18 protein-coding genes are annotated in these 15,285 nt (G+C 56.0%); 2 read left to right on the top strand and 16 right to left on the bottom strand.

The annotated features are described in order from the left end of the window. Positions 1-67 precede the first annotated feature (67 nt). The 10 genes from AC3Y7R_RS12620 to ruvC form a co-directional block, all read right to left on the bottom strand. The gene (locus AC3Y7R_RS12620; protein WP_490042403.1) at positions 68-1,168 is read right to left on the bottom strand and encodes a hypothetical protein; all 1,101 of its coding nucleotides are present in this window, start codon (positions 1,166-1,168) and stop codon (positions 68-70) included. Positions 1,169-1,175: 7 nt separating this feature from the next. Next, entirely contained in the window at positions 1,176-1,667 is a 492-nt protein-coding gene (tolR, locus tag AC3Y7R_RS12615; protein WP_490042402.1) for a protein TolR, read from the bottom strand. Between the two features lie 3 nt (positions 1,668-1,670). Continuing rightward, a complete protein-coding gene (gene tolQ, locus AC3Y7R_RS12610; RefSeq protein WP_490042401.1) occupies positions 1,671-2,366 on the bottom strand; it encodes a protein TolQ in 696 nt (231 codons plus the stop codon). Between the two features lie 110 nt (positions 2,367-2,476). After that, positions 2,477-2,869 carry a tol-pal system-associated acyl-CoA thioesterase gene (gene ybgC, locus AC3Y7R_RS12605; protein ID WP_490042400.1) on the bottom strand — a complete coding sequence of 131 codons (393 nt, stop codon included), beginning with the start codon at positions 2,867-2,869 and terminating at the stop codon, positions 2,477-2,479. A 1-nt stretch (position 2,870) separates the two neighbouring features. Then, positions 2,871-3,089, bottom strand: a complete 219-nt coding sequence (locus AC3Y7R_RS12600; protein ID WP_490042399.1) for a DUF6500 family protein — start codon at positions 3,087-3,089, stop codon at positions 2,871-2,873. A 13-nt stretch (positions 3,090-3,102) separates the two neighbouring features. Beyond that, the gene (locus AC3Y7R_RS12595) at positions 3,103-3,771 is read right to left on the bottom strand and encodes a hypothetical protein (RefSeq protein ID WP_490042398.1); all 669 of its coding nucleotides are present in this window, start codon (positions 3,769-3,771) and stop codon (positions 3,103-3,105) included. Beyond that, entirely contained in the window at positions 3,752-4,774 is a 1,023-nt protein-coding gene (ruvB, locus tag AC3Y7R_RS12590; protein WP_490042397.1) for a Holliday junction branch migration DNA helicase RuvB, read from the bottom strand. The genes AC3Y7R_RS12595 and ruvB overlap by 20 nt, the downstream gene beginning before the upstream one ends. Positions 4,775-4,819: 45 nt before the next feature. Beyond that, the gene (locus AC3Y7R_RS12585) at positions 4,820-5,455 is read right to left on the bottom strand and encodes a GIY-YIG nuclease family protein (protein ID WP_490042396.1); all 636 of its coding nucleotides are present in this window, start codon (positions 5,453-5,455) and stop codon (positions 4,820-4,822) included. A gap of 214 nt (positions 5,456-5,669) precedes the next feature. Next, positions 5,670-6,332, bottom strand: coding sequence for a Holliday junction branch migration protein RuvA (gene ruvA / locus AC3Y7R_RS12580; RefSeq protein ID WP_490042395.1), 663 nt, complete (start codon positions 6,330-6,332; stop codon positions 5,670-5,672). Continuing rightward, entirely contained in the window at positions 6,329-6,835 is a 507-nt protein-coding gene (gene ruvC / locus AC3Y7R_RS12575) for a crossover junction endodeoxyribonuclease RuvC (protein WP_490042394.1), read from the bottom strand. Before ruvC ends, ruvA begins: the two co-directional genes overlap by 4 nt. Before the next feature lie 338 nt (positions 6,836-7,173). Between ruvC and AC3Y7R_RS12570 the strand changes: the two genes are divergently transcribed. Beyond that, positions 7,174-7,365 (top strand): DUF1127 domain-containing protein, encoded by a 192-nt coding sequence (locus AC3Y7R_RS12570; RefSeq protein ID WP_490042393.1) that lies wholly within the window; start codon positions 7,174-7,176, stop codon positions 7,363-7,365. Positions 7,366-7,426: 61 nt separating this feature from the next. Here AC3Y7R_RS12570 and AC3Y7R_RS12565 read toward each other — a convergent pair whose 3' ends face one another. From AC3Y7R_RS12565 to AC3Y7R_RS12555, 3 genes are all read right to left on the bottom strand, one after another. Continuing rightward, a complete protein-coding gene (locus AC3Y7R_RS12565) occupies positions 7,427-7,780 on the bottom strand; it encodes a hypothetical protein (protein WP_490042392.1) in 354 nt (117 codons plus the stop codon). A 76-nt stretch (positions 7,781-7,856) separates the two neighbouring features. Continuing rightward, positions 7,857-8,726, bottom strand: a complete 870-nt coding sequence (locus tag AC3Y7R_RS12560; RefSeq protein WP_490042391.1) for a 50S ribosomal protein L11 methyltransferase — start codon at positions 8,724-8,726, stop codon at positions 7,857-7,859. A gap of 69 nt (positions 8,727-8,795) precedes the next feature. Then, entirely contained in the window at positions 8,796-10,040 is a 1,245-nt protein-coding gene (locus AC3Y7R_RS12555) for an MFS transporter (RefSeq protein ID WP_490042390.1), read from the bottom strand. A gap of 165 nt (positions 10,041-10,205) precedes the next feature. Between AC3Y7R_RS12555 and AC3Y7R_RS12550 the strand changes: the two genes are divergently transcribed. Further along, entirely contained in the window at positions 10,206-11,819 is a 1,614-nt protein-coding gene (locus AC3Y7R_RS12550) for an arylsulfatase (RefSeq protein WP_490042389.1), read from the top strand. 89 nt (positions 11,820-11,908) lie between these two features. Here the strand turns inward: AC3Y7R_RS12550 and AC3Y7R_RS12545 are convergent, their stop codons facing one another. The 3 genes from AC3Y7R_RS12545 to acs form a co-directional block, all read right to left on the bottom strand. Further along, positions 11,909-12,220 (bottom strand): hypothetical protein, encoded by a 312-nt coding sequence (locus AC3Y7R_RS12545; protein WP_490042388.1) that lies wholly within the window; start codon positions 12,218-12,220, stop codon positions 11,909-11,911. A 124-nt stretch (positions 12,221-12,344) separates the two neighbouring features. Next, positions 12,345-13,031 carry an adenylate kinase gene (locus AC3Y7R_RS12540; RefSeq protein WP_490042387.1) on the bottom strand — a complete coding sequence of 229 codons (687 nt, stop codon included), beginning with the start codon at positions 13,029-13,031 and terminating at the stop codon, positions 12,345-12,347. Beyond that, on the bottom strand, positions 13,031-14,998 hold the full coding sequence (gene acs / locus AC3Y7R_RS12535) for an acetate--CoA ligase (RefSeq protein WP_490042386.1): 1,968 nt from the start codon (positions 14,996-14,998) through the stop codon (positions 13,031-13,033). The genes AC3Y7R_RS12540 and acs overlap by 1 nt, the downstream gene beginning before the upstream one ends. Positions 14,999-15,285 lie beyond the last annotated feature (287 nt).

The following is a 15,285-nucleotide window of genomic DNA, read 5'->3' as shown; positions in this document are numbered from 1 at the left end:
CAGACCGCCATTTGCAAGCAACCAATGCCTGATCGTGCTGCCTGCGAGCAGATTTGCGCCGTTTTTATCATCGGATCTCTTTATTCGTGGCATTAAAGCTGACTTCCACTTCACGCCATTGGTCATATTTGTCGAGGGGAAGGTTGTAGCCTTTGGCCCCGCAACGCAGGATCGCACGGCGCGCAGCACCATAGGCCCGATCAACCGCCGAGCCACTGCCCCCCTTGGCCGAAATCATCTGCACCGAGTCTGCGACGGGTTTTGCGCTCTTATCCATTTGGAAGCCCACAACGACCGAAACCGCCAGCGCATCCGTGCCCAAAACACCAACATTCCAGCATTTCTGGATCCCCAAAATAAAGGTGCCTTTTTCCTGCCGGGTAATCGGCGAAGCCGTCCCGCCGCCCGGATTGACATTATCAGAGGCGGCGGTCTGCGTATTCGCCTCATTCACCGCGTTATTAATGCTATCGGCAAGGCTTGGGGCCGCAGGCCGGGCGGGCGGCTTGGGTTTACGCCCCGGCCGCAAAGACTTGCTCGGCGCGGAGGCGGATGGCTCGTCGGCCTCGGTCACGATCTCGGTCGTGGCCTCTTCGCGGGCCGTTTCCTCTTGCGCCTCCTCCACCGGAGTTGCCTCCGGCGCGGGCGCAGTCGCGGCCTGATCCACCTCGGCAATCGTCACGTCCGGCTCAGGCGCGTCTACCACCTCCTCGGCCACGCGCTGCGCCGGACGCGGGATCGGACGCGCATCCGGGGAAATCAATGTAGCCCCCGGGTCGCCATCCACGTCTGGAGCTTCGGGCGTTTCTGGTTGCACCGGTTCTGGCTCCGGCGCAACTGGCTCGTCTATAACGGGTTCCGGTTCTGGCTGGACTTGCTCGATCGGCTCCGGTGTGGGGGCTGGTTCGGGGGGGGTATCCGGTTCTACCGCAGGTGCAGGCTGGTCCACCTCGGCGGCCACTTCTGGCGCAGGCGGCGCGTCTATCTCGCCCGGAGATTGCGGCTGCATCGCGGCAAATTCCTCTCCCGAGAGGATCGACACAGTGCTAACAACCACGTCCAAATCCGTTTCGCGCGCGACAAACAGCCCCCCTACAATTAGGTAGAGGATAAAGGCCGCATGGCCCGCGCCCGACACATAAAGTCCGGTATTTGGAGGCAAGCGCATGGGCGCGCTACCCGCCCTGCCCGGCAGAGGCAGACCCATCAAGCGTCGGGCCACCCGTATCTGTCACCAAGCCAATGTTGGAGAACCCGCCCTTATTAAGCGCGCCCATCACTTGGATCACGCGCTCGTACGGGATCGCGCCATCGGCACGCAGAAAAACCTTATCATTGTCGCGCTCTGCTGCGATGGCGCGCAGCCGCCCGACTAAGTCTTCATCTGCGATCTCGGTGTTCTGGATCGACAATTGCCCATCCAGCGCCACTGTGATCGTCAACGGTTCTTCCTGCTCGGTCGGCAATGCAGAAGCCGCCGTTTTAGGCAATTCAACGGGCACACCGACGGTAAGCAGCGGTGCCGCCACCATAAAGATAATCAGCAACACGAGCATCACGTCCACAAATGGCGTGACGTTGATCTCCGACATCGGCTTGGCGCGCCCTTTGCGCCGCCTGCCTCTGCGCCCACCTGACGCTGCGCCTTGAATGGTTCCGCCCGCCATGGATCAGGCGTCCAACTGGCGCGACAAGATCGTGGTGAACTCGTCGGCGAATGCCTCGTGGCTGGACATGATCTTATCCGCGTCCCCCGACAGCTTGTTGTAGAAAATAACCGCAGGAATAGCCGCGACCAACCCCAAAGCGGTGGCGACCAGCGCCTCCGCGATACCGGGCGCAACAACTGCCAAATTGGTGCTTTGGGCGATAGCGATCTCTTCAAACGCGTTTTTGATACCCCAAACGGTCCCAAACAGCCCGACAAACGGCGCGGTGGAGCCCGTTGTGGCCAAAAACGTCAGTCCCGAGTTCAACTTTTCTTCTTGCTTGGAAATCGCCATATCCATCGCACGGTCGATGCGTGCAGAGGCCCCGGCAATCAGCTGGCCGTCTTCTTTGTGCGAGCGTTGCCACTCCAACATGCCTGCCGCGAAAATCTTCTGTGATGCGCCATCTGGGTCCGCGCCCACCTTGTCAAACAGCTCGTCCAGCGGCTCGCCGGACCAAAACGCATGATCAAACTCATCTGCTTCACGGCGCGCCGCGCGGAAGTTAATAAACTTCTGCACCGCGATGCCCCAGCTCCAGAACGATGCCCCGATCAACAGCATCATCACCATTTTAACGATAAAAGTTGCCCGCCAAAAAAGCGCCGTAACTGAAAAGTCCACGTCGCTGGCGAGGCCTATTGCCTCAGCTTCCATATAACCTGCTCGCCTTGTTATTACCGCTTTGTGCGGCTTGATTAGAGGTAGAATAACCGCAACGCCCGCATTTTGCTATACGGGACGTGTCAGGGGCAGGAAAATTCCCGTTACCGTTGCATCAACTGGCGAATATCCGCCGGAAGTCGCGTTGGGCGGCCATCACTGCCCACACAAACCAGTGTAACAAGCGATTTAAACAAAACTGCGTCGCCCCGACTGACATTTTGCGTGAGCACGATCCGCGCCCCCGAGAGGCTTTGCACCTGCGTGACCACATCCAAGAGGTCATCAAACCTGCCCGGAGACAGGTAATCCGCCTCGACGCGGCGCACGGCGAACACGATCCCCTGCTCGGCTTTCAGGGCCACTTGATCCACGCCAATCCCGCGCACCCATTCACTGCGGGCACGCTCAATAAATTTTAGGTAGTTGGCGTAGTAGACAATGCCCGCAAGGTCGGTGTCCTCATAGTAAACTCGCAGCTGGAACACATGGCTCATCTTACTTCTCCGCCTCGATCATGGCCCGAATTTTGACAGCCTTCTCAAAGTGGTCAAGCCTATGGGTTTTGATCCACCATGTTGCGACTTCCAGCAACTCATCAGGCGCATCATTCTTGTTGGCAAAGAAGGCATAAAACGACAGCCCGACGCCCTCGCCCTTCTTAGAAATTTTGTCTGTGCAAACGGCGATTGCTTTGCGCCTGAGGCTGCCTCTCATTGCGTCCCCACACTCACGAGACCAAAGCCCCGACCCGCGCCGCCATGCGCAAAGCATGCGATGCATCATCAGCCGCCACAGGCATCACCGGATCGTAGCCCGCGCGGATCACATTGGCGACGTCAGGCTTCAAGATCGCCACATTATCCCCGGTCATCGCCAGCGGCGAAGCCTCGGCAAAGGCCGTGTCAGACCAAAGCAGCATGGATTGCACCACCTGCCCCAAGCACAAGGTATCCGCCGCGATTTCGGCCATGGCGTCATCCATGCGCAAGAACACGAAACAGGCCTTGATTGCCCCGTCATCACCGAATCGAAACAACCGGTACTGGTTGGCATTCGCCGCCTTGAGCCGCTCCACAAGCGGCCCCATCTCGGGGATCATCCGGTCCAGGTTTGGCGTATCGACCAACTCCTGCCAGTCGCGCACGAAGAACACCATGAAGTTGGCGCCTAGCTCCGGGTCCGTCTCGGCCATCTCATGGCTTGCCAAGCGGCAGACGGCCTCGATCGCGCCTTTCAGCACCGAAACCGTGGCGTCCTCAACCCCGAACACCACAGGCGCAATCGGGCGGCCCCAACGGGCAAACTGATAGGTTCCATCCGAGCGGCTAAACATCCGCTCCACGCTTTGCGCTGTTACCTCGAAAACCACGGCTAGCTCATCCTTCAAATAAGTCATCTCTACCTTTAGGCGCGGCCATCCCAAGATGCGCCCATGCCTTTTGCGCCAGCATCCGCCCGCGCGGGGTCCGCTGTATCAGGCCTTGTTGCAGCAGGTAAGGCTCGATCACCTCCTCCAGCGCATCACGGCTTTCCGATAGCGCCGCCGACATTGTCTCGATACCGACCGGGCCACCTTGGTAGTTTTCGGCAATCAATCGCAGATACCGCCGGTCCGCGCCATCCAGCCCCAAATGATCCACGCCTAGCCGCGTCAAAGAGCTATCGGCCAGTGCCCGCGTGATTTTGCCCCCGCCTTCAACAACCGCAAAATCCACCACACGGCGCAGCAACCGCCCCGCAATCCGGGGCGTGCCACGCGCACGCTTGGCAATCTCATACGCGCCGTCATCCGCCGTGGGGATGCCCAGCAAGCGCGCACCACGGCGCACGATCTCGTGCAATTCGTCTGTGGTATAGAATTGCAGCCGCGTCGGGATGCCAAAACGGTCGCGCAAGGGTGTGGTCAGCAGGCCCAGCCGCGTCGTGGCCCCCACCAAGGTGAACGGCTGCAACTCGATGCGCACGGTGCGCGCCGCCGGACCTTCGCCAATCACAAGATCCAGCTCGAAGTCCTCCAGCGCGGGGTAGAGAATTTCCTCAACCACGGGGTTCAGCCGGTGAATTTCGTCGATGAACAGCACATCACGGGCTTCCAGATTGGTCAGAATCGCCGCCAAATCGCCCGCCTTGGCCAAGACCGGACCAGAGGTCATGCGAAAGTTGACGCCTAATTCGCGCGCCATGATCTGCGCCAGCGTGGTTTTGCCCAAACCGGGCGGGCCATGAAACAACGTGTGATCCATCGCTTCGCCGCGCTGTTTGGCGCTCTCGATGAACACCCGCAGGTTCGAGCGCGCCTCGGCTTGGCCAATAAACTCGTCCAAGCCTTGCGGACGCAACGCACGGTCCGCATCCTCGGGTCGGCGCTCGGGGCGCAGGGTTGGGTCAGGCTCTTCCATATACATCTCTATGCCGCAGGGCGGGGGGTTCTTCCAGTGGTAGCGTCACCCATTATCCACTTGTAAATCATCCGACACGTTCAAGCCATGCGCCACCGTATCAAGCCTTCTGATCCATGTGTGCTCTCGCCGGACAACCTCTTCTGGCTCCATATCCGGCGACAGGCGCTCTAGGATCGAAAACCGGAACCCATTGGACGCACGCGTCGCCAGCCCCACAGTCACACCGCGCGCCCCCGCCACATGTTGCTGCCAACGTCCGAGCAGGTTGTCCGCCCCATAGGCTGACCCAACATAGCGCGCACCATCCACAGTATCCGTTATCAGGTATATGCCGCGCCACTCACGAAGGCGCGCGGCCCATCCCTGCGGAAGCTCTTGTATTACCGCTGCCGAAAGCTGCATTTCCCGCCAATCAGGTGGTGGTGCATCAAATGCACCCGTTTCATGTATCGCAAGGACCGGAGCGTCCAGATTTTCTGCAAGACGGATATAATTCTGGGTCAAACGCGCAGCGATGAGCAATCTCCCCTGCAAGTCCACCAACCGATCATCACTCACCAGATGAAACCAGCGGTGCGTTCGCTCAGGCGAGGCCTCCGCCATATCATCAAATGCGCCAAAACTACGATAAAGCCACTGAACCTCAGGCTCATCCATAATATCAGCGTGGGTCCGCATAACGCTTCCCTCATTGCGATACAGACCAATGAATAGCATCTTACTCTGTGCGCCCACCCGATCCTTGGTCGCTTTGACAAACGACGCGTCCGCACCAAAGAGGGCATGAGCGTCAACATATCTGCATGACGGGGTGAATGTAGGATTACATTAACATCATGGGGTGCAATCTTCGCTTTCTCCAAGACATCCACAAATTCAAACATGCTGCACATTATTCTTTCGGCGCGAGCAGTTTCAGCGCTGCGCGGATCAACGCGGTGGTGCTCTGCTCGCCCTCGCCCGCCGCTTGGGCCACCGCCCCCGCCGCATCACCATGCCCATAACCAAGGTTCACCAAAGCCGACAAGGCCTCGGCCTGCGCAGACGCGGTAGTGGCTGCGGGCGCGGCTATCGGCTCGATCACATCATCATTGCCCGCCTTGGCAGCAGCAGAGCCTTGCGCCAAGGCCAGAGTGCCGCCCATCGCCATCACGCCGGGCGCCTTATCCTTCAACTCGATCACCACACGCTGCGCGGTCTTGGGGCCGACGCCTTTGGCCACTTTGATCGCGTTCCAATCCCCCAAGGCAATCGCGCGCCCCAAAGCATCCGGCCCAAGCGCGCCAAGGATCGCCATAGAGGCCTTCGCCCCGATCCCCTGCACCGAGATCAACAAACGGTGCCACTCTTTCTCGATCAGCGAGGTGAAGCCGAAAAGCTGCAACACGTCTTCGCGCACCAACAACTCGGTGAACACCGATACTGCCTCGCCCGGGCCGGGTAAGGCGGCCAAGGTCCGCTCCGAGCAATAAACCATGTAGCCCACGCCCCCCACGTCGATCAGCACATGGTCCACGGCGCGGTAATCTAGCCGTCCAGTCAGCTTCCCAATCATGCGCTTGCCCTCGCTAAAGCTGCCTCTAATCGCCCGTTGGAGCGGGTATGGAACGCGTGGCACAGCGCAATCGCCAAAGCATCCGCCGCATCAGGTCCTGTAATATCGACACCGGGAAGTTGCATCTTCACCATATGCGCCACTTGCGTTTTATCCGCGTGCCCCACCCCCACGACCGTTTTCTTGACTGAGTTCGGGGCATATTCGCCAATGCTCAGCCCCGCCTGCGCCGGCACCAGCATCGCGATGCCGCGCGCTTGGCCCAGTTTCAACGTCCCCGCCCCGTCTTTATTGACGAAGGTTTTCTCAACGCCGGCAGTGTCGGGCGCGTATCGGGCGATAATTTCTGTGAGCTGTGTGTGCAGGCTTAAAAGTCGCACGGCCAAATCGGTGCCGGTTGAATGACAGGTGCCATTCGCCACATGCGAAACGTGCCCCCCATCGGTGTCGATCACTCCCCATCCAAGGTTTCGTAACCCCGGATCAATCCCTATGACGCGCATGGTCTGCTCTTCTTTTGTTGTTCTTTCACCACAGGTAGCACGAAACAAGAACATTTGCCAATATGGTGAAAAATAAAGAATTAACCAACTGGTAAGTACACAAGGTTCAAAAACGACAATTTGCGGGGGTAATCTGCCACTAAATATAACAAATGCGACACTCGGCATGTCGCAAAATTGCCTTATTTTTAAGGCGTTTACCACACATTAAGACATATGCATTTTGCACATATGAGCCATGCAATAATCGCGCTTGTTAGATGATCAAACGAGACCTAAATGCGGCTTAGAACAAACAAATGCTCAAACATTGGGCGCATTTAAAAAGGACGACTCGCATGGCTGTATATGAAACCACCCGCTCGCTGAACGAAGGCGTCCGCGCCGATGCTCAAGGTATGATCTCCTCACTGATCGGCACTGTTGCTGCATGGAATGACCGTCGCGCAACACGCAAAGCTCTGTCCTCTTTGTCCGCACGCGAGCTGGACGATATCGGCCTGAGCCGCGGTGATATCTCCGATATCTAAACCTAATATTTTTCGATTTTAAAAGCCGTCTCATTATGAGGCGGCTTTTTCTGTTTAGGGCTTAGCCTCCCCTAAACACACGATCCAAGCCACGCGCCATGGCACGGGTCGCCGGGTCCGCATCTAACAAAAAGGCTGCAAAAAGCTGAACGCTGTGGCCCTTTTTAAGGGTTGCGATCCGGTCAACATATTCACTTTCCCCCAGCTGGGCGAAAACAAACCCCTTCAGAATGACGAAGATAAGAGCAGCAGTAACGATACTTTTGACAGGGATCAGCTTTTTGCGGCGAGGTTTCACAACCTCGACCACAAGGCCATCACTAGTGACCTTATGAACGACCCGCTTCTTCGGGTCAGTCTTTGTCTGAATTGCGTTAAGCCGCTCAATAAAGCGGTCTTTGTTAACGTCTGCCAAACCCACACCTCGTGCTATTAAATTGCACTTATACGACATTGGTTAACAGTAGTGGTGCAAAACGCCTATATAAATCCTAGTTTTTAAACATTCGCAGGGCAGTCCACTCACCAATGTCACGTCTTTGCGACACTTTGAAGCCAGACGCCTCATAAACCACTTGGACCTCATTGGCCTGATCAATCAGCAGTCCCGACAGAATAATTGTACCGCCCGGCGCGCAATTCAAAGCCATATCAGGAGCCAAATCAATCAGCGGACCTTTCAATATATTCGCAAATATCAAATCAAACGGGGCCTTTGCCGCAATGTCTTCATGCTCAAAACCAATGGCCTCGAGGCAAATAGTTTTATCCGCCAATCCGTTTGCCACAGCATTTACCTGCGCAACGTCAACAGCCACAGGGTCAATATCTGATGCAATCACAGCGCGGTCCCAAACTGACGCAGCCGCCATCGCCAACACAGCCGTGCCGCAGCCGATATCAATCACATTATGCGCTTCGCCCCCCTCGCCAATGAAATCTTCCAGCGACAACAGACACCCAAGCGTCGTACCGTGGTGCCCCGTGCCAAAAGCCATTGCAGCCTCAATTAACAAAGCAATCTTATCGCCCGGCACCTTATCTGCGTCATGGCCGCCATAGACAAAGAACCGGCCAGCCTCGACCGGCGCCAGCTCGCGGCGCACATGGGCGACCCAATCCTTATCTGGCACCTCGGAAACGACAAATGGCTTTGCCCCATGAGCCGCAGTCAGCAACGCCAGTTCAATATCATCAGGCGCATCCATGAAGTAGCCGCCCACTTCCCACAGGCCCGACCCATCCTCGACCTCAAATACACCAACACCTGTGGGGGCAGGCTCGAGGGCCTCCAACGCAAGGCCCAAAGCCTGTGCGGCGGGCTCTCCGGTCAAGGTTGTCAAAGCGGTATAAGTTGGCATTGGCAGGCTCCTTATGTGGTTGCCGTTCGTTAGGCCCCTGCCTGTGCCAGCGCAACCCCTGCGGGGCGGCTACAGTGTCGAGACGGGCCTTGCGCGGGTAAAAACCGTCTCACGCCCCGGCTCGGGGTGGCGCGGGATCAGCAAAGATAAAAGCAGCGAAACAATCGCCATTAGAGCCGCAGCAACAAACACCGTGGCAGGCGAGCGAACCCACATATAGCCCAGCAAAACCGGTAGAAAAACGGCGGCTATGTGGTTGATTGTAAACGCAACAGCAGCCGTGGGGGCAATGTCGGCAGGATCCGCGATCTTCTGGAAGTAGGTCTTCAACGCAAAGGCCATCGAGAAAAACAAATGGTTCACCACATACAACCCGGCCGCCAGAACAACGCCCCAACCGAAGTAATAAATGCCACCATAAGCCGCAAAAACCAGTGTCAGCCCGATATATTCGAAAATCAACATTCTACGCTCGCCGAAACGGCTGATAGCGCGGCCAATCATCGGGGCGAACACCATATTGGCAACATAGTTAATCAAGAAAAGCGATGTAATTTCATGCACTTCAAAGCCGAACCTCTCAACCATCATGAAGGCCGCGAAGACCACAAAAATCTGACGTCGCGCGCCAGAGACAAATTGCAACGCGTAATAAAGCCAGTAACGGCGGCGCAAAACCATAGTTTTATTCTGCGGGGTTGGGGTCTCGAATTGAGGAAAGTAAAACAGGCAGAACACGGCAATCAAGACCGTAATTCCGCCCGATGTCAGGTAGACAAATGCATAGCTGAGATCGAAGGCTTTCCACGTAAGTACAAGTAAACCATAAGCAATCAATGATGCGAAAGAGCCGGCAGCGGTCAACCAACCCAAGGCTTGCGGAGCCTTGTCTTTGTCTATCCACTGCAACTGAAGCGACTGGTTAACCGTCTCGTAATAATGAAAGCCAATAGAGGATAACAACGTCAATATCATGATGCCGGAAAACTGCGGAAAGAACGCAGTCATCGCTGAAGCAAGCCCAAGTATGATTAAAGAAATTAGGCCAAACATCTGTTCTCGAACGAAAATAATGATGAAAATCACGCCAATGGCAAGAAAGCCCGGGATCTCTCGGATGGTGTGAAGCCAGCCAATTTCAACGCCCGTAAAACCCGCAGCCTCAATAACGAAATTGTTGAGCAGCGCGGACCATGTGGCGAAAGCAATTGGCATGGCGCACGCCATAAGAAGCAATAGAAATATGGGCTGACGGATGAAAGGCAGCTTCTTGGCCGCGTCAAGGTTCATGCGTCTGATATTGTCACCAATCATGCGCCAAGACTTACGCTTGCCATGCGGGAATGGCGAGTAAAAATAGCGTCAGATTTACGCCTCTCCTGACAACTACACCGCGCAACATGACATTGGGTGTCGCAATCATGTCTGACAGCTGGCACCCTTTGTTTATCCTCGTCGACAGGTCTCTAGGGAGTATCAATGCAAAAGACCCAAAAGCCTAACGTCATATTGATATTGGCTGATGATATGGGGTTTGCCGATCTCGGGATTACAGGCTCCGAAATTTGCACACCGAACATAGATGCAATGGCGCGCGATGGGGTGATGCTATCGGCCATGTATAATTGCGCCAGATGCTGTCCAACACGCGCGTCATTATTGACGGGGCTGTATCCGCATAATGCAGGCGTCGGACATATGGGCGCGAACTTGGGCACCGCCGCCTATCAAGGTTTTCTGCGCAATGACAGCGCCACAATTGCCGAGCATCTACGCGCCGATGGCTACCGGACTTTGATGTCGGGCAAATGGCATGTCGCGGGGGATTTCGAGGCGCGCAATATCGACAGCTGGCGGGTTGGCGATGTGGAGCACCCAACACCCAGACAACGTGGCTTTGACCACTTTTACGGGATCATGGACGGGGCCACGCATTTCTTCTCGCCACATTATATGTTGGAGGATGATAGCCGCGTTGAAGTCGTGCCAGATGATTTCTATTTCACCGACGCGATTACCGACAAAGCAATTGGCATGATCGAGGACGCGGTTGAGGACGAGGCACCGTTTTTTCTATATCTGGCGCACACCGCCCCGCATTGGCCACTGCATGCGCATGCCGAAGATATCGCCAAGTATGACGGCGTTTATGCAAAGGGGTGGGATCACACCCGAACCGCGCGCCATGAGCAAATGAATGGCCAAGGCGTGTTTCAGCAAGAGTGGGATATCTCGGCACGCGATGCGGGTGTGCACCACTGGTCAGATGAGCAAAACAAGGATTGGGAAGCCAGCAAGATGGCCACCTATGCCGCCATGGTGGACCGCATGGATCAATCCATTGGCACGTTGATTGCGGCGTTAAAGCGGTTGGGCCAGTTTGAGAATACCTTGATTATGTTTCTGTCCGACAATGGCGGCTGCGCCGAATTTATGGCCGAGGATGGCTGGGCGCAATTCTATCCAGATCACACGCATGACGGCAAAAAGATCACCATGGGCAACGTGCCAGACCTGCGCCCCGGCGATGCGCAGACCTTTCAAAGTTATGACAAACCTTGGGCCAATGTCTCGAATGCGCCGTTCCGGCTGTTCAAGCATTACGTCCATGAAGGTGGGATATCGACGCCGCTGGTGGTGCATTGGCCAGATGGATTTAAGCCACGCGCAAATGCGCATGCGGCCTGTCATGTCGTTGATATTTTGCCAACAATATTGGAGGCAACGGGTGGCGCTTATCAGCGTGAAGTTGGCGGGCATGAAATTCAGCCAATGCAGGGCGAATCCCTGATGGGGCTGTTTCGCGGCAAAGACTGGGCGCGTGAGCAGCCTATCTTTTGGGAACATGAAGGCAATTCGGCTATCCGGTTAGGGCAGTTCAAATTGGTACGCCTACACGGCCAAGATTGGGAGATGTACGACATGGAAGCTGACCGCACCGAGTTGCACAATCTTGCGGGCAAGAATGCCAAGCAAGAGGCCGAGATGGCCAAGCAGTATTTAGATTGGGCCGAAAAATCCGGTGTCATGGACTGGGACGAGGCGCTACCTAAATTGCTCGCCGCGTGGAATATGACCTCGGTTGACGGGTAACGCAGCTCTCAGCTTCATCAGCTCATGACTTTCACTGCAACGCAGCTCGGAAACTTCGATATTAATTGAGCCGCAGCCACGCAAAGCCACTATTTGGCTTTCCAAACGCCCTTGCCATTATGACAAGTCGCGCGGCCGTTGGATGAGAATTTACACCACCCGCCAGGCGTTTTAATCGCCAAAACCTTTTTGGTATGATGCGTCACTGGCCGATCACCCAGCTTGCTCGACTTCTCACTATACCGAAGCGTAAAAGTCTGACCTTTTAACCGGCCACTGTTAAAGGTCGCAATGACTGATTGCCCATCTTGCAGCATTTCGGCCCGAGCGGCACCAGAAAAACTCGCCACAGAAATTGGCAAAGCCAGACCCACAATTGCTAGTTTCAGATAGGTTCTCATACCAAAGCTCCGTCTATTTTAATTTGGACAGGGCTATGTATATCTCGAAATGTGTCTTTGAGCTATAGCGAGCGTCCTTCCGCTCCCCCAAACCCCAACAGATGGAACTCAGGGGGAGGAAAATTTAAGACGATATCTGTTTGACCAACTCGCTCAACGCGACTGAAATCGTGTCAATATCCCCCATGGCATCAACTTGCTCCAAGGCGTTTTGATCCTCGTAATAGCTAATTAGGGGCGCGGTCTGCGCATGATAAGCGATCAGCCGTGACGCGACCGTTTCTGCGTTGTCATCGGCGCGACGCACCATCTCGGTGGAGCCGCATTTATCACAGACCTCAGAGACCTTCGGGGCTTTGAACGTGTCGTGATAGCCTTCACCACAGCCCTTGCAGGTGAAGCGGCCAGCGATGCGATTGACCATCTGCGCGTCATCTACTTCCAAAGAAATAGCGGCATTTATGCGTTGACCGGACGCCTCGAGCAAGACGTCCAGAGCCTCAGCCTGCACAGTGGTACGCGGGAAGCCATCGAGGATCACGCCCTTGGCGCAATCGGCCTCGGTCAGGCGGTCCTTGAGGATCGCCAGCACGATTTCATCGCTAACCAGCCCGCCAGCTTCCATGACCGATTTGGCCTGTTTGCCTGCGTCTGAGCCCGAAGCAACTGCTGCGCGCAGCAAATCACCCGTGGACAATTGCACAAGGCCAAAAGCCTCTTCCAGCTTGCGTGCTTGTGTGCCCTTGCCAGCGCCCGGAGGCCCCAGCAAAATTAGCACAGGCGCGGTAGCTGGGGTGGCAGGCCCATCCATTACGCGTCACTCCGGTTCATGCGGTTGGCGATCAGATCGTCCACCACACTTGGGTCGGCTAACGTCGATGTATCGCCCAAAGCATCAAAATCATTCTCGGCAATCTTGCGCAAAATACGGCGCATGATTTTACCAGAACGGGTTTTCGGCAAGCCCGGTGCCCATTGGATCAGGTCAGGTTTGGCAATCGGGCCAATTTCCGTGCGGACCCACTTCTCTAGCTCCTTGCGCAACTCCTCAGTGGGCTCCTCGCCGTTCATCAAGGTCACATAGGCGTAGATACCTTGGCCCTTGATCTCATGCGGGTAGCCGACCACGGCGGCTTCGGCCACTTGGGCGTGGGCCACTAGCGCGGATTCGACTTCTGCGGTGCCCATGCGGTGCCCCGATACGTTGATTACGTCATCAACACGGCCCGTGATCCAGTAGTCGCCATCTGCATCGCGTTTGCAGCCATCGCCAGTGAAATAGTAGCCGGGATAGTCCGAGAAATAGGTCTTCTCAAAGCGCTCATGATCGCCCCAGATGGTGCGCATTTGGCCAGGCCAGCTATTGGCGATAACCAAGACGCCCTCAACACCGTTGCCATTGATGACTTCGGCGGTTTGCGGGTCTAGAACTTTTGGATCAATGCCAAAGAACGGCTGCTGCGCCGAGCCGGGTTTAAGGTTGGTTGCACCGGGCAGTGGCGTCATCAAGTGACCACCCGTTTCCGTCTGCCACCATGTATCAACGATCGGGCATTTGCCCTTACCGACGATCTCATTGTACCAGTTCCACGCCTCGGGATTGATCGGCTCGCCCACGGTGCCAAGCACTTTGAGATCGCTTAGGTCGTAGCGCTCTACCGGCTCGTTGCCTGCGGCCATCAACGCACGAATGGCGGTGGGGGCCGTGTAGAATTGATTGACTTTATGCTTTTCGCAAACTGCCCAGAAACGACCAGCATCGGGGAATGTTGGCACGCCCTCGAACATGATTGTGGTCGCGCCATTAGCCAGCGGGCCATAGACGATATAGCTGTGACCCGTGACCCAGCCCACATCGGCGGTGCACCAAAATACATCACCCTCGTGGTAGTCGAACACATATTCATGCGTCATCGCGGCATAGGCCAAATAGCCAGCCGATGTGTGCACCACACCTTTGGGCTGCCCGGTCGAGCCAGAGGTGTAGAGGATAAACAGCGGGTCTTCTGCGTTCATCTCGGCGGGGGCGCAAACGTCGGAAGCCTCCATCGCCAACTCGTTGTAGTCGTAGTCTCGATCAGTCCAAGTTGTCTGGCCGCCAGTGCGCTTTACCACCAAACATTTAACGCTGTCTTTGCAGTGCAACAGCGCCTTGTCGGTGTTGGATTTCAGCGCAGTTTTGCGACCTCCACGCGGGGCCTCATCCGCAGTGATCACAACCTTAGCGTCGCAGCCATTGATCCGCGAGCCCAGTGCATCAGGCGAGAAACCCGCGAACACGATAGAGTGGATTGCCCCGATGCGCGCACAGGCCAGCATGGCGTAGGCGGCTTCTGGGATCATTGGCAGATAGAGAACAACGCGGTCACCCTTGCGAACACCAAGGCCCTCTAGAACATTGGCCATTTTGCACACATTGCGGTGCAGTTCTTTATAGGTGATGTGTTTGGCACCATCTTTAGGATCGTCCGGCTCCCAGATGATCGCGGTTTGATCACCGCGCGCTGCAAGATGGCGGTCGATACAGTTGGCAGCGACGTTTAGCGTGCCATCCTCGAACCATTTAATGTGAACATTGCCCAGCGTGAAATCAACGTCGGAGACTTTGGTGAACGGTTTGATCCAATCCAGCCGCTTGCCTTGCTCTGCCCAAAAGGCATCAGGGTCCGCCATCGAGGCGGCGTACATTTTGGCGTAGCCTGCGGCGTCCACATGGGCAGCTTTCGCAAAATCCGGGTCCGGGGCGTAAGTGGTGTCTGGATTGGATGGGGTCGTCATATGTTCCTCCGCAAATTCTATACAGAGAGCATGACGCTGGGGCAGTTTGCCCGACGGTCAATCCGAATAGATAGTGCTCCCTTGCGCTGCTTATAGCACGCAGGTTTGATAATTGCCGCCAAGTAGCGCTGATTGAAAGATAATTTTGTAAATTTATTTTTCAATCAGCATCGTCTTGAGTAAAGGTGGTGTAAATTTTGTAAATTTCCCCAACCCGCAATCTCTTGCCGCGCCGCAGCATCTCTCCCAAAGCAAGCCGGAGCACAGACAGCATCCCTTCAAGCAGC

This window comes from Litoreibacter sp. (assembly GCF_058136045.1).
Note: the sequence above shows the minus strand (reverse complement) of the source record. Positions and strands in the feature narration are given on the sequence as shown.

Coding starts and splice junctions, on each gene's coding strand:
- acs (WP_490042386.1), bottom strand. CDS start 14,998: ATGACGACCCCATCCAATCCAGACACCACTTACGCCCCGGACCCGGAT.
- AC3Y7R_RS12550 (WP_490042389.1), top strand. CDS start 10,206: ATGCAAAAGACCCAAAAGCCTAACGTCATATTGATATTGGCTGATGAT.
- AC3Y7R_RS12585 (WP_490042396.1), bottom strand. CDS start 5,455: ATGCGGACCCACGCTGATATTATGGATGAGCCTGAGGTTCAGTGGCTT.
- AC3Y7R_RS12620 (WP_490042403.1), bottom strand. CDS start 1,168: ATGCGCTTGCCTCCAAATACCGGACTTTATGTGTCGGGCGCGGGCCAT.
- AC3Y7R_RS12560 (WP_490042391.1), bottom strand. CDS start 8,726: ATGCCAACTTATACCGCTTTGACAACCTTGACCGGAGAGCCCGCCGCA.
- tolQ (WP_490042401.1), bottom strand. CDS start 2,366: ATGGAAGCTGAGGCAATAGGCCTCGCCAGCGACGTGGACTTTTCAGTT.
- tolR (WP_490042402.1), bottom strand. CDS start 1,667: ATGGCGGGCGGAACCATTCAAGGCGCAGCGTCAGGTGGGCGCAGAGGC.
- ruvC (WP_490042394.1), bottom strand. CDS start 6,835: ATGCGCGTCATAGGGATTGATCCGGGGTTACGAAACCTTGGATGGGGA.
- AC3Y7R_RS12600 (WP_490042399.1), bottom strand. CDS start 3,089: ATGAGAGGCAGCCTCAGGCGCAAAGCAATCGCCGTTTGCACAGACAAA.
- AC3Y7R_RS12555 (WP_490042390.1), bottom strand. CDS start 10,040: ATGATTGGTGACAATATCAGACGCATGAACCTTGACGCGGCCAAGAAG.
- AC3Y7R_RS12595 (WP_490042398.1), bottom strand. CDS start 3,771: ATGACTTATTTGAAGGATGAGCTAGCCGTGGTTTTCGAGGTAACAGCG.
- AC3Y7R_RS12545 (WP_490042388.1), bottom strand. CDS start 12,220: ATGAGAACCTATCTGAAACTAGCAATTGTGGGTCTGGCTTTGCCAATT.
- ybgC (WP_490042400.1), bottom strand. CDS start 2,869: ATGAGCCATGTGTTCCAGCTGCGAGTTTACTATGAGGACACCGACCTT.
- ruvB (WP_490042397.1), bottom strand. CDS start 4,774: ATGGAAGAGCCTGACCCAACCCTGCGCCCCGAGCGCCGACCCGAGGAT.
- AC3Y7R_RS12570 (WP_490042393.1), top strand. CDS start 7,174: ATGGCTGTATATGAAACCACCCGCTCGCTGAACGAAGGCGTCCGCGCC.
- AC3Y7R_RS12540 (WP_490042387.1), bottom strand. CDS start 13,031: ATGGATGGGCCTGCCACCCCAGCTACCGCGCCTGTGCTAATTTTGCTG.
- ruvA (WP_490042395.1), bottom strand. CDS start 6,332: ATGATTGGGAAGCTGACTGGACGGCTAGATTACCGCGCCGTGGACCAT.